A 14,450-nucleotide genomic window follows, 5' to 3' on the forward strand; every position below is an offset into this window, starting at 1 on the left:
CCTTCCAATTATTGCGCTTGAACACGAAGTTCAGCAGAGCTACGGCTTTGGTGACCGAGCAAGGTGTTAAGATCCGCCGTCTTTGGCTTCACTAGGTAGAACTTCGGAATCCATTCATCAAAGTTCGCCAGAATAGCTTCAGCGTGCACTGAGCCAGTCTCTTCTAAGTGCTCTGCAATTAAGCCACGCAGATGTTCTTGGTGGATAAATAGGTCAGACAGAGAAAGAGCTTCGACTGATTCGTTGTTCACACGACCTTGGAAGTCTTCGTTCTTATCCATGACATAAGCAAAACCACCTGTCATACCCGCGCCGAAGTTGACGCCAGTTGCCCCAAGAATGGCAACAATACCGCCAGTCATGTATTCACAAGCGTTGTCACCCGCGCCTTCAATTACGGCAACGGTACCTGAGTTACGCACGCCAAATCGCTCGCCTGCAGTACCCGCAGCGAATAGTTTGCCTCCGGTCGCACCATACAAGCAGGTATTGCCGATGATGGTCGCTTCGTTACAAGTAAACGCTGTGCCTTGGTGAGGTTTGATCACTACTTTGCCGCCCGCCATACCTTTGCCGACATAGTCATTGGCATCACCAGTTAGATACAGCTCTACGCCGCCAGCGTTCCAAACCGCAAAGGATTGGCCTGCCGTGCCATCGAGATACAACTTAATTGGTGAACCGGCCATGCCTTGGTTACCGTAACGTTTGGCAATTTCACCAGAGATACGAGCACCAATCGAGCGATCGGTGTTGATCACGTTGTAGTAAAGGCTGGTGGATTGACGTTTCTCAATCGCATCGATTGCGTCATCAAGGATCTGTTGGTTGAGCTGAGCCTTATCAAACGGTGCGTTTGGCTCTGTCCAAAACCGTGGGTGACCTTCTGGAGATACCGGAGCTTCCAATATCGAAGAGAGATCGAGCTTGCTTTGTTTCGCCGTGAGGCCTTGAACGGCTTCAAGCAAATCAGTACGACCAATCAGATCAGTAAGTTTCTCTACGCCAAGTTCTGCAAGGTACTGGCGAACTTCATCGGCTAGGCCAGTAAAGTAGTTCACCACCATGTCTGGTAGGCCTTTGAAGTATTCGCGGCGTAGGGTTTCATCTTGAGTCGCCACACCTGTCGCACAGTTATTTAGGTGACAAATTCTTAAGAACTTACAACCCATTGCGACCATTGGTGCAGTACCAAAACCAAAGCTTTCAGCGCCTAGAATAGCGCCTTTAATGACGTCGAGGCCGGTTTTCAGACCACCATCGACTTGCAGGCGGATCTTATGACGAAGCCCGTTGGCGACGAGTGCTTGTTGAGTTTCGGCTAAGCCAAGCTCCCAAGGACAACCTGCGTATTTCACTGAAGTCAGCGGGCTTGCTGCAGTACCACCGTCGTAACCGGAGATCGTAATCAAGTCGGCATAAGCTTTCGCTACACCTGTGGCAATGGTGCCTACACCCGGTTCAGATACTAACTTCACTGAAACCAAGGCTTTAGGGTTAACTTGCTTAAGGTCGAAAATCAGCTGCGCCAGATCTTCGATAGAATAAATATCGTGATGTGGAGGAGGGGAGATCAATGTTACGCCTTGAACTGAGTATCTCAGCTTGGCGATTTCTGCTGTGACCTTATGACCTGGCAGTTGACCGCCTTCTCCTGGCTTCGCACCTTGTGCAACTTTGATTTGTAGAACATCCGCATTGGTTAAGTAATGTGGCGTCACACCAAAACGACCAGAAGCTATCTGTTTGATTCGTGAGTTGCGATCAGTCCCAAAGCGTCGTGGATCTTCACCGCCTTCACCAGAGTTAGAATAACCACCCAAGCGGTTCATCGCCATGGCTAGCGCTTCATGAGCTTCTGGGCTCAAGGCACCAATCGACATGGCCGCCGAGTCGAAGCGCTTAAAGAGCTCGCTACTTGGCTCGACTTGTTCTAGAGGTAGAGGTTGATCGGCTTTTTTGAGGCTCATTAAGTCGCGCAGCATAGCAGCAGGACGAGCATTAACTTGCTTCGCAAAAGATTGATAATCCGATGTTTCACCTGTCTTTACTGCGGTTTGCAAGGTGCTGACTACGTCTGGGTTGTAGGCGTGGTATTCGCCGCCATGTACGTATTTGAGTAAGCCACCATGTTCCAGTGGTTTACGCTTAGTCCATGCTTTGCGAGATAGATTATAGATATCTTGTTGGAAGTCGCTAAAGCTAGCGCCTTGGATACGAGTCGTTACGCCACGGAAACACAAATCAACCACATCGGTATGTAAACCGACTGCCTCAAATAACTGCGAGCAGCGATACGAAGCAATTGTCGAGATACCCATCTTCGACATGATCTTATACAGACCTTTGTTGATGCCGTTTTGGTAATTTTGCAATGCAGTGCGATAGTCTTTATCTAATGAACCATCGTCCAACATTTTGCCCAGAGCTTCATAAGCGAGATACGGGTAAACTGCGGTGGCGCCAAAGCCAAGCAGCACTGCAAATTGGTGCGGGTCACGTGCGGTTGCTGTTTCAACCACTATATTGGCATCACAACGTAGGTTGTTGTCTGCGAGTCGAGTTTGCACCGCACCGACCGCCATGGCTGCTGGAACGGGTAGCTTACCTTTCTCTAAACCTTTGTCTGAAAGCACAACCAAAACGGCGCCGTCACGTACATCTTGAACCGCACGATCACACAAGTCGTTGATGGCTTGTTCGAGCTCTTTTTCTGCTGGGTCATAGTGCATGCTAAGAATCGTATGGCCATAATGCTTTTGATTTAATTGCAGAAGTTGCTGCATATCAGAATAAAGCAGAACGGGCGAATCAAACGTCACACGGTAAGCATGCCCATCGGTTTCACAGAACACATTCATCTCTTGGCCGATACTGGTTGCCAGAGACATAACGTGTTTTTCACGCAAAGGGTCAATTGGTGGGTTGGTGACTTGAGCAAACTTCTGACGGAAATAGTCGGTGATTAGGCGCTCTTTAGAAGACAGCACTGCCATTGGCGTATCGTCGCCCATAGAACCGACCGCTTCTTGTCCCATGTCACCGAGTACACGCAGTACTTGGTCTGACTCTTCGTTGCTCATTGCAAACTGTTTTTGATAGGTCTTTAGGGTGTCATCATCAAAATTACGCTTACCGACTTGGTCATCTGCTAGTGCGGAAAACGGTGTTAATTTGTGAACGTTCTTATCCATCCACTCTTTATATGGGTGACGGCCTTTAAGATCATTGTCGATCTCGTTCGACTGCCATAGCTTACCGCGACGCGTATCAATAACGAGTAATTCACCAGGGCCAACACGTCCTTTCTCTGCCACTTCGTCTGGCGCATAATTCCAGATACCGACTTCAGATGCCAAGGTGATTAGGTTGTCTTTTGTGATCACATAGCGAGCAGGGCGTAAGCCGTTTCTGTCGAGGTTACATGCAGCATAACGGCCGTCAGACAGTACGATACCGGCAGGGCCATCCCACGGTTCCATGTGTTTTGAGTTGAAATCGTAAAAGGCACGAAGCTCAGGATCCATGTCTGGGTGGTTTTGCCAAGCGGGCGGCACAAGCATACGCATCGCTCGGAACACATCCATACCCCCAGCAAGGAACAGGTCGAGCATGTTATCTAGGCTTGATGAATCTGATCCTGTCTCATTCACAAAAGGTGCAGCCGTTTGTAAATCGGGCAGCAGCGGTGAAGAGAATTTATAGGCGCGAGCCTTAGCCCATTGACGGTTGCCTTCAATGGTATTGATCTCACCATTGTGCGCCAAATAACGGAATGGTTGAGCAAGTGGCCAACGCGGCTGAGTGTTAGTTGAGAAACGCTGGTGGAACAGACATATTGCTGATTCCATACGTAAGTCTGCAAGATCGAGGTAAAATCGCGGAAGATCGGCGGGCATACACAAGCCTTTGTAGACCATGACTTGAGTCGACAGGCTACAAATATAGAAATCTTTGTCTTCGGTGATCTGCTTTTCAATTCGACGACGAGCGATATAAAGGCGTCGTTCAATATCGCGTTCACGCCAACCCGCAGGGGCCGAGATAAACACTTGTTGAATATTGGGAACAGAATCTTTGGCGATTGGGCCTAAAACATCGGTGTTGGTTGGCACGACACGCCAGCCAGCTACGGTTAAAGTCTCTTGAGCGAGCTCTTTATTGACGATGTCTTGTGCCGATTGTGCTTTGATTGGGTCTTGGCTGAAGAAAATCATGCCGACAGCGTATTGCTTGCCGAGCTTGAAGTTATTCTCTTCAGCAATAATTCTGAGATAAGAGTCGGGCTTCTGTAGCAATAAGCCACAGCCATCTCCGGTTTTACCATCCGCGGCGATACCACCACGGTGTGTCATGCGGTCGAGGGCTGAAATAGCAGTTCGTACCAACTTATGACTCGGTTGGCCTTCCATTTGCGCTATTAAACCAAATCCACAGTTGTCTTTTTCAAGACTAGGATCATATAGAGCCATTGCAATTCTCCCTTTTGCTTCGCTGTCATCCAGACAGTAAATGACTAACTATTCATGTACTTGTTATTTTTTATGAACTTATAGTTTGTTTTTAGCTAGCTAAAACGTTATTGGTTGTGTTAACAAAACCGATTGGTTTTATTTTCATCAGCTTTACAACGTATAGCTAATTGTGTTTAAGGTCAAGTTCATGGTTAATTATCATGTGTAAACGCGATTAGCCACGTAATAATCTAAAATAGTCGATGAAGATCAATGACATATAAAAGTCAGATGTTAACGGGATTTAACATATGCAGTAGGAGTGATTGAGAAAGAGTGAAAGGCTAGATAGAAAAAAGGCTAGCATCGAGTGCTAGCCAAATATAAAAGTTAGGAAGGGTGTTGCTTTTTCCCTAGGCTAACGTCAACGACATTAGCCCGAGAAATATTATGCGGAAAGCATGAGTGAATCAGCTTTCGCTTCTAAGTTTGAGTTGCCCATTAAGAAGTCATCAATGGCAATTGCACATTCACGACCTTCGTTAATACAACGTACAACCAGAGACTGGCCAGTACGCATATCACCAGCAGCGAAAACGCCTTTCTGGTTGGTCGCAAAGCCTTCAGAAGCAACGTTACCGCGCTCGTCCAGTTTAATGTCTAGCTGAGCAAGCACGCCTGTTGGCTCTGGGTGTAAGAAGCCCATTGCAAGGAATGCCATGTCACACGGAATAACACGTTCAGAGTTCGCTACTTCATCAAAACCTGGACGTTCGCCTGGTTTTGCGTCTTGCCAAACGATGTCAGCGATACGAAGTCCGGTTACATTACCGTTATCGTCAGAGATGAACTCTTTAGTCAGGATGTTCCAATGACGTTCACAACCTTCTTCGTGAGAAGTGGTGGTCTTCATGATCATTGGGTACTGAGGCCAAGGCATATTAGCAGGGCGCTTCTCTGGTGGGATCGGCATGATCTCAACCTGAGTAATGCTTGCTGCTTTATGACGGTTTGATGTACCCACACAGTCAGAACCCGTATCACCACCACCGATAACCACAATGTGCTTATCTTTAGCGTGAAGCTCTTCTGTTTTTAGGTCTAAGTCGTTGGCACGGCGGTTGTTTTGACCAAGGAATTCCATGGCAAAGTGAACGCCTTTCAGCTCACGACCTGGGATTGGCAAGTCACGTGGAACCGTAGAACCACCCGTTAGCAATACCACATCAAACTCTTGGCGCAACTGTTGAGCATTAACATCAACACCGATGTGTTGGTTCACTTTAAACTCAACACCAGCTTCAGCCATTAGGTTGATCTTACGATCAATCACGTCCATACCCAGTTTGAAATCTGGGATACCGAAACGCAGTAGGCCACCGACTTTCTCGTCACGTTCAAATACCGTCACAGAGTGACCAGCGCTGTTTAGTTGCTCAGCTGCGGCTAAGCCTGCAGGACCTGAACCGATAACCGCGACAGTTTTACCTGTACGAGAGCGTGGTGTCTTAGGCTTTGCGTACCCTTCACGGTACGCAGTTTCTACAATCGTTTTCTCGATATTACAGATAGTGATTGGGTCTTGGTTGATGCCAAGAACACAGGCACTTTCACAAGGAGCAGGACAAACACGACCTGTAAACTCAGGGAAGTTGTTGGTAGAGCTTAGAATGTTCCAAGCCTCTTCCCAGCTGTCACGGTAAACCGCGTCATTGAATTCTGGGATGATGTTACCAATCGGACAGCCGTTGTGACAGAAAGGTACGCCACAGTCCATACAACGAGATGCTTGAGTACTGATCTTTTCACCAAACTCTTCGTTAAGTACGAACTCTTTGTTGTCTTCAATTCGAACTGACGGGTCGAGCTTTTTTGGAAGCTCACGACCGTGTTCTAAAAATCCAGTAGGCTTACCCATTATACTGCCTCCACTTCTTCCGTTTGTGCCTGTTGTGCTTCAGCTTTACGCTTCTCAAGAACTGCTTTGTAGTCGCGAGGCATTACTTTAACTAGTGATGCGACACTTACTTCAAAGTTGTCTAGGAAAGACTGAGCAACTTCACTTCCTGTGAATTCAACATGCTTCGTTAGCATATCTAGTAGAAGATCTTTATCTTCTTGTTCAATTGGATCTAGGTCTACAAGTTCTGCGTTGAGCTTGGTTTCGAAGTCGCCTGCTTTATCCCAAACATAAGCGACACCGCCACTCATACCTGCAGCAAAGTTACGCCCCGTTGAGCCAAGGATAATTGCCGCGCCACCTGTCATGTATTCACAACCGTGGTCACCAACACCTTCAACTACAACCTTCGCACCTGAGTTACGAACACAGAAACGTTCGCCAGCCATACCGCGAATGAAAGATTCACCAGAAGTGGCACCGTAGAAACATACGTTACCGACCACGATATTATCTTCCGCAACGATAGATGATTTCGCATCTGGGTACAGTACCAATGTACCGCCAGACAGACCTTTACCCCAGTAATCGTTCGCGTCGCCTTCTACTTCGAATTTTACGCCTTTCGCAAGGAACGCACCGAAAGATTGACCTGCACTACCGTGGAACTTAACGTTCATTGGCTGTGGTAAACCTTGGTCTTTGTAAACCTTCGAGATTTCGTTCGACAGCATCGTGCCTGCTGAACGGTCCGTGTTGATGATAGGGAACTGAGCGGTAACCGCTTCACCTTTCTCAAGCGCTGGGATTGCAGCCTGAATCAACTTACGGTCTAGAACGTCTTCAAGATTATGATTCTGTGTTGTCTGGTTGTAGATACCATCTTCTGCACGAGCCTGCTCAATGTGCAGTACTGGTGTTAGATCTAGGTTCTTGTACTTCCAGTGACCGATGTCATCACGAACTTTAAGTTTGTGCGATTGACCAACCATCTCATCAATAGAGCGGAAGCCAAGTTCAGCCATTACTTCACGTAGACCTTCAGCCATGTATTGGAAGAACGTTACTACGTCTTCTACGCGGCCGTCGAAACGCTCACGAAGAGTTTTGTTTTGTGTTGCGATACCAACAGGACATGTATTCTTGTGACACTTACGCATCATGATACAGCCTTCAACAACTAGAGCAGCTGTTGCTACGCCCCATTCTTCAGCGCCAAGTAACGTTGCGACTGCAAGGTCACGTGGTGTTTTCATCTGACCATCAGACTGAACAACGATACGGTTACGTAGGCCGTTTTTCAGTAGTGTTTGGTGCGTTTCTGCTAGACCCAGTTCCCAAGGCAGACCAGTGTGACGGATAGAAGACATCGGAGATGCACCCGTACCACCATCAAAACCTGCGATAAGTACTACGTCAGCTTTCGCTTTTGCTACACCCGATGCAATCGTACCTACGCCAGCTTCTGATACTAGCTTCACGTTGACACGGCCGTTACGGTTCGCGTTTTTCAGATCGTAGATCAGCTGAGCCAAATCTTCGATTGAGTAGATATCGTGGTGTGGCGGTGGAGAGATAAGACCTACGCCCGGAGTCGAGTGACGTGTTGCACCGATCCAATCATCAACCTTATCACCAGGTAGTTGACCACCTTCGCCAGGTTTCGCTCCTTGAGCCATCTTGATTTGAAGCTCATCAGCGTTAGATAGGTAGTAAGACGTTACACCAAAGCGACCAGAAGCCACCTGTTTGATTGCTGAACGTTCCCAGTCACCGTTTTCTTTGCGTTCGAAACGTGCTGGATCTTCACCACCTTCACCTGAGTTTGATTTCGCGCCAATGCGGTTCATTGCAACAGCCAGTGTTGAGTGAGCCTCATGTGAGATTGAACCAAAGCTCATTGCGCCAGTTGCGAAACGCTTAAGGATGTTCTCGATGGGTTCTACTTCTGCAAGAGGAATAGAGCCAGCAGGATTCTTGATGAAGTCCAGTTGACTACGTAGCGTTGCTGCGTTGTCGCCTTGGTCATCAACTGCTTTTGCGTACTTCTTGAATTGACCGTAATCTTTGTTACGCGTCGACTCTTGAAGTAGAGAAATCGTTTCAGGGTTGAATAGGTGCTTCTCGCCACGTTGTTTCCACTGGTAAACACCGCCAACATCAAGGATCTGAGCTGGGATTTCACGAGCTGGGTAACCAACACGGTGACGAACTAGCACTTCTCGTGCGATATCATCGATCGTTAGACCTTGGATACGAGAAACAGTACCAGTGAAGTATTTTTCAACCACTGACTTGCTTACACCAAGTGCTTCAAAGATTTGCGCACCGTGGTAAGACTGTAGCGTAGAGATCCCCATCTTAGAGAAGATCTTCAGTAGACCGCCGTTGACACCTTTACGGTAGTTATCGAATAACTCACGTGGGTGTACGTTTGGATCTAGCTTCTTCGTACGTTGCAGTTCAACAATCGTTTCAATAACTAGGTATGGGTTAACTGCGTTCGCACCGTAGCCGATTAGCGTTGCAAAGTGGTGTGTCTCGCGAGCATCGCCCGTTTCAACAACAATGTCACACTTAGCTCTTAGACCTTTACGGATAAGATGGTGGTGAACCGCGCCAACTGCCAGCATTGCTGGAATAGCGGCGTGGGTAGAGTTAACCGCACGGTCTGTCAGTAGGATGATAGAGTAGCCATCAATCACAGCGTCTTCTGCGTATTGGCAGATACGCTTAAGTGCGCGCTCTAACTTACCGTTGTCTCCGTTTGCTTGGAATACGATATCCAGCGTCTTCGCTTGAAGGTGCTCGTTATCGATTGCACGTAGCTTCTCTAACTCAGAGTTAGACAGAACTGGAGACTCAAGTTCTACTTTTTGACAGTGTTCAGGCGTTTCAGCAAGTAGGTTCTGATCCTTACCTAGGTAAGTGTTCAGAGACATAACCATACGCTCACGAATCGGATCGATTGGCGGGTTTGTTACTTGTGCAAATAATTGCTTGAAGTAGTTTGAAAGGTGCTGCGATTGATGAGAAAGAATCGCTAGCGGCCAGTCAGCGCCCATTGCAGAAAGTGGCTCGTAGCCTGTTTTTGCAAGAGGTAGAATGATTTCGTTTACTTCTTCAGAGCTCACACCAAACGATTGTTGTTTATGAAGCAACTTTTCTGGAGAAGGTTGGTTAAATTCGTTGTTCGCATCAGGTAGCTTTTTCAAGCTCAGAAGGTTCTCTTCAACCCATTTTTCGTAGGGTTGTGCTTTAGCAATACCGTCTTTCACTTCTTCGTCAGAAATGATGCGGCCTTGCTCAAGGTCAGCAACGAAGATACGACCTGGTTGTAAACGACCACGGTATTCAACGTTTTCGGGAGCGATCTCAACAACACCAGATTCAGACGCCATCACTAGGAAGTCGTCTTTCGTTACTGTGTAGCGAGAAGGACGCAGACCGTTACGGTCAAGCGTTGCACCAACTTGAACACCATCAGTGAAGCAGACAGAAGCTGGGCCATCCCATGGTTCCATTACGTTCGCGTGGTACTGGTAGAACGCACGACGAGTTGGATCCATGTTTTTGTTTTCTTGCCATGCTTCAGGGATCATCATCATTAATGCGTGTGGCAGAGTACGACCTGAAAGAACAAGTAGCTCAAGCGCCATATCGAAGTTTGATGAATCCGAGCTACCTTCCTGACAGATAGGAAGCAGCATGTCGATTTCAGCTTGTGTAAACAGATCCGACTCTAGGATTGCTTCACGTGCTTTCATCCAGTTTAGATTGCCGCGAACCGTATTGATTTCGCCATTATGCGCTATGTAACGGAAAGGCTGAGCCAGACGCCAACGAGGGAATGTATTGGTAGAGAAGCGAGAGTGTACCAGTGCTAGAGCTGTCACCATAGTTGGGTTTTGCAGGTCTAGGAAGTACTGAGGAACTTGTTCTGTTGTTAGCTGACCTTTGTACACCAATGTCTTGTAAGACATAGAGTTGATGTAGAAGTCGTCACCGATGTATGACACGCTTTCTAGGCATACACGAACAGTGTAGTTACGTAGAACATACAGTTTACGCTCAAGCTCTTCTGGTGTGATACCAGGGCCGCCAGAAATAAATACGTGTTCAAATTGAGGTTCAGTGCTTAGTGGGTCAGCACCAATCATTGAATTGTCAGTTGGAAGTTCTCGGTAACCGATCACTTCTAACTCAAGGCGCTGTGCATTGCGTTCTAGAATGTCACGACACTGTGCACGTTTGTATTCATCCTTAGGGAAAAGTACAACACCAACACCATATTTTTCAAAAGATGGCAGTTTAATTCCAAGCTTTACGGCTTCTTCTAGTAAGAATTCGTGTGGCTTCTGTAGCAGGATACCTGCACCATCACCAGAACACGGATCACAGCCTTGGCCGCCACGGTGTTCCATACGTGCAAGCATATCGAGTGCTTGAGTTACTACATCATGAGATTTGCGATTCTTAAGATGAGCAACAAAACCGATACCACAAGCGTCATGCTCCAATTCAGGAGTATACAGACCCTGTGAGTTCTGCTCTTGATCTACCATAGATACATCCTTCCAGTTAAATCTAGGCGCAACTTATTTGTATAAAGTCAGCCTTGTCCTTTTATATTTATGGGTCTAAACCTGCCTATGCTGGCGGTTTGAATCCTTTCCGTATCTCGCAGGAAAAGTATTGCGAGAAAAACAATCCTTAGTGATACCTGTTTATTTTTAACCACAAACTAGTGGTTTATATAGGTGGGAGTTAGATATCACCGACTTATTGGCAAGTTTTCGATGTAAGTAAACACTCAGAAATAGCCAATATGTGTAAGTATCCTACAATTTTGTCTAGGCGAATTGCAATGAAAGTTAACCGATGTAGACCATTTTTTTCGTTTTGTTTTGAATTTAATGCCTAACAAATGTGCAACATTAGGCAAATAGAGCTTATTTTTGGCATGTTTATTGATATTTGATAGGTTGCTCGCAAAAATCCTTGCGTAAACTAATTGGTCGAATTTTGCAGGGATGTAATTTTTTTTCAAAAAAGACTGATATTCATTCTTATTTACTTGAGTGCTTTGAAAATATGCAATTACACGAGTTAGTTAATACTATCGGCCAAGATCTCCAACGTCGTTATGGCGAGAAGGTTCACAAGCTGACACTTCACGGTGGGTTTAGTTGCCCAAACCGAGACGGGACAATTGGCCGTGGCGGTTGTACCTTCTGCAACGTAGCTTCTTTTGCCGATGAACAAACTCAAGTTCAAAGTATTGCTGATCAATTAACAGATCGTGCGGGTGAAATCGCTCGTGCCAAGAAGTATCTTGCTTATTTTCAGGCGTACACCAGTACTTACGCTGAGGTGCAGGTACTCAAGAATATGTATGAAGAGGCTCTAAAAGCACCCGGAGCAGAGATTGTTGGCCTTTGTGTTGGCACGAGACCAGACTGCGTGCCTGATGCAGTACTGGACCTGCTCGCGGAGTACGTTAAGCAAGGTTACGAAATTTGGCTAGAGCTCGGCCTGCAAACAGCCAATGATAAAACCCTCAAGCGAATTAACCGCGGACACGATTTCACTGTGTATGAAACGATCACCCAGCGCGCACGTGCTTTAGGAATCAAGGTATGTACTCACCTTATTGTCGGCCTGCCCAAAGAAACCAAAGCGGATAACCTTGAAACTCTAGAGAAGGTATTAGCAGCTGGCACTGATGGTATCAAGCTTCACGGGCTTCATATTGTTGAAGGCAGTACTATGGCTAAAGCCTGGAAGGCAGGAAAGCTAGAAGCATCAAGCCTTGAGGAGTACATTGATATCGCGAGTGAGATCATTCAACGCACACCAGCGGACGTGGTTTATCATCGTGTATCTTCTGCGGCGAGACGCCCGACACTACTCTCCCCTTTATGGTGTGAGAACCGTTGGTTGGCGATGACTGAGATTGGTCGTTCGCTTGATAAAACCGGCGCACAAGGCATTAAAACAGGCTTTGCATTCGAGTACACGCAACCTGTTTTAAACGCGACCAATTGATAGGGATGGGTGACTGTAGGTAACAGCAGATAAAACCAACAAATAGTGGTAACATTTCCCTCACAGAATTTATAAGTATAGATTGAGAGCAGATGGAACTGGTAATGACTTGGTTATGGGATAGGGCGTATGGCTACGGTATATATATCGTTGTTCTATTGCTGATAGGTCTCATCTGCTGGCATATTTATTTACGTTACCAGTCATATATTGAACAGCTTCTTCTTGCTACACCTTCACCTCTTTATTTTGTTGACATCCGAAGTGGCGAGATCTTGTACGCCAATCGCCAAGCCATGCAGTTGCTTGGTATCCGCCAAATAGGTACTCACTTTCGTTTTCCAACAGTGGAAGCTGAGAATAGTTTTCGTCATTACCTCACTGATCACATCAACTCTCGAACGTTTGAATATCTCTCGTCTTGGGTTCTTTCTGAATTTGAATCTTTTAAGATCAACTTGGTGGGTCGTAAGATCCACTTTAGAAGTAGAAAGGCTTGGATGATACATGCTTCCCCTTATAAAAGTACCAACGAAGAGATTTCCCAAGAGGTTCGTGATCTCAATGTTGCTCGTACCGCTTTGGATTCTTTATCTGAGTTGGTCTATGTCATCGATCAAAAGGGTGAATTGGTCGCGAGTAATCGAGCGTTTAAAAAGTTTTGGCATGGTCGCCCTGAAGAGGGCACTTTAAGTGTGTCTAGTGGTGCCTTAAAAGGTCGTGTCAGTGAGCGCTCATGGACCACAGACCAAGATGGTAAGGGGTGTCTCCTTGAAACCTATCAAAGTGTTTTGCTCTCGCAAAGTGGGGAAACCATAGGTACGCTCTCGATAAGTCACGATGTGACGGATTGGCATGACATGCAGCAACAACTGCGTGGGGAAATGGAAAAGCGTAAAGATACTGAAGTTGCACTTGCACAACGTGACACCATTTTACAAAACATCTTGGAAGCGAGCCCTGACTCGATTGGTATCTTCAACGAAAATATGGTTTACCAGGCGTGTAATAAGCCATTTGTGGCAGCGTTGGGTATTTCTGAAGTCAGTGACTTAGTGGGTAAACGTCTACAAGACGTAGTACCAAATAGCATTTATATGCGCGTATCAGAGAGTGATCACCAAGTACTTCATCAAGGTAACTCGTTGCGTTACATCGACAAACTGGTTTCAAGTGATGGAGAGTTTACTTGGTATGATGTAGTGAAGTCGCCTTTTAGAGACCCTGCATCGAGTACCAATGGTGTACTGATCATGGCACGTGATATCACAGAACGTTACCTCGCCGAGCAGAAACTTGAAGAAGCTAATTTAGAGCTTGAGCGCCTCAGTTTTATGGATAGTTTAACTCAGGTATCCAATCGACGTCGCTTCGATGAGCAGCTGTCTACATTGTGGCATCATCATGTGCGTGAGAAGTTGCCGTTGACGATCATGCTGTGTGATATCGACTTCTTTAAAGGCTATAACGATTTCTATGGACACCAACAAGGAGACGATGCTTTGATTCAGGTTTCACAAGCCTTTAAGCAGGTGTTGAATCGCTCTTCGGATTGCGTGGCTCGGTACGGTGGTGAAGAGTTTGGCTTTATTCTCCCAAACACAACCACAGAAGGTGCGCTTATGGTCGCTCGTCGAATTCATGATGAAGTGCAAAAACTAGGACTCGCTCATGAGAAGTCTACAGTGTCTGACTCCATCACGGTGAGTATTGGTATTGTCTCTTATATACCAACACCTGATGACGAAATGGAGTCTGCTGTTGCCTTGGCTGACAGTGCGTTGTATCAAGCGAAATCTGATGGTCGAAATCGTTCGATAGTGCATCCATACTCTATTCACTAACTTTATAGAATGGGTAACTTAGTGACTCCGTCTTTGTCTTATTTAGCATTTATATTACTTGGTTAATATTTATGTGGCTTGGCTAGTATTGATATTGCTTGGTTAGTATTAATATTGGTTGATTAACCTTCGATATTACCGCTAATCTCTTGCTGCGTGTGATGTAGCTAGCTTACCTACTATCTTCAAACAAGGTAGAATGTT

At 46.3% G+C, this 14,450-nt stretch carries 5 protein-coding genes; 2 read left to right on the forward strand and 3 right to left on the reverse strand.

Going from position 1 to position 14,450, the window contains the following annotated elements; all coding sequences use genetic code 11:
• Window positions 1–8 precede the first annotated feature (8 nt).
• The 3 genes from gltB (AB6D07_RS07905) to gltB (AB6D07_RS07915) form a co-directional block, all read right to left on the reverse strand.
• Window positions 9–4,472, reverse strand: a complete 4,464-nt coding sequence (gltB, locus tag AB6D07_RS07905; RefSeq protein ID WP_029222923.1) for a glutamate synthase large subunit — start codon at window positions 4,470–4,472, stop codon at window positions 9–11.
• Window positions 4,473–4,902: 430 nt separating this feature from the next.
• Complete coding sequence (locus AB6D07_RS07910; protein ID WP_017098322.1) at window positions 4,903–6,372, reverse strand: glutamate synthase subunit beta; 1,470 nt, start codon at window positions 6,370–6,372, stop codon at window positions 4,903–4,905.
• Entirely contained in the window at window positions 6,372–10,919 is a 4,548-nt protein-coding gene (gene gltB / locus AB6D07_RS07915) for a glutamate synthase large subunit (protein ID WP_017102979.1), read from the reverse strand. Before gltB (AB6D07_RS07915) ends, AB6D07_RS07910 begins: the two co-directional genes overlap by 1 nt.
• Window positions 10,920–11,448: 529 nt before the next feature.
• On the opposite strand from gltB (AB6D07_RS07915), the gene AB6D07_RS07920 reads away from it, so the two are divergent.
• Together AB6D07_RS07920 and AB6D07_RS07925 are read left to right on the forward strand one after the other, a co-directional pair.
• The gene (locus AB6D07_RS07920) at window positions 11,449–12,402 is read left to right on the forward strand and encodes a TIGR01212 family radical SAM protein (RefSeq protein WP_017102980.1); all 954 of its coding nucleotides are present in this window, start codon (window positions 11,449–11,451) and stop codon (window positions 12,400–12,402) included.
• 92 nt (window positions 12,403–12,494) lie between these two features.
• Window positions 12,495–14,246 (forward strand): diguanylate cyclase, encoded by a 1,752-nt coding sequence (locus tag AB6D07_RS07925; RefSeq protein ID WP_012603234.1) that lies wholly within the window; start codon window positions 12,495–12,497, stop codon window positions 14,244–14,246.
• Window positions 14,247–14,450: the final 204 nt, after the last annotated feature.

It is taken from the genome of Vibrio sp. 10N.239.312.C11 (assembly GCF_041466065.1).
GTDB classification, from domain to species: Bacteria; Pseudomonadota; Gammaproteobacteria; order Enterobacterales; family Vibrionaceae; genus Vibrio; species Vibrio tasmaniensis_A.

Excerpts from the sequence above, each read along its gene's own strand:
- gltB (WP_017102979.1), bottom strand. The coding sequence starts at position 10,919 with ATGGTAGATCAAGAGCAGAACTCACAGGGTCTGTATACTCCTGAATTG.
- AB6D07_RS07925 (WP_012603234.1), top strand. The coding sequence starts at position 12,495 with ATGGAACTGGTAATGACTTGGTTATGGGATAGGGCGTATGGCTACGGT.
- gltB (WP_029222923.1), bottom strand. The coding sequence starts at position 4,472 with ATGGCTCTATATGATCCTAGTCTTGAAAAAGACAACTGTGGATTTGGT.
- AB6D07_RS07910 (WP_017098322.1), bottom strand. The coding sequence starts at position 6,372 with ATGGGTAAGCCTACTGGATTTTTAGAACACGGTCGTGAGCTTCCAAAA.
- AB6D07_RS07920 (WP_017102980.1), top strand. The coding sequence starts at position 11,449 with ATGCAATTACACGAGTTAGTTAATACTATCGGCCAAGATCTCCAACGT.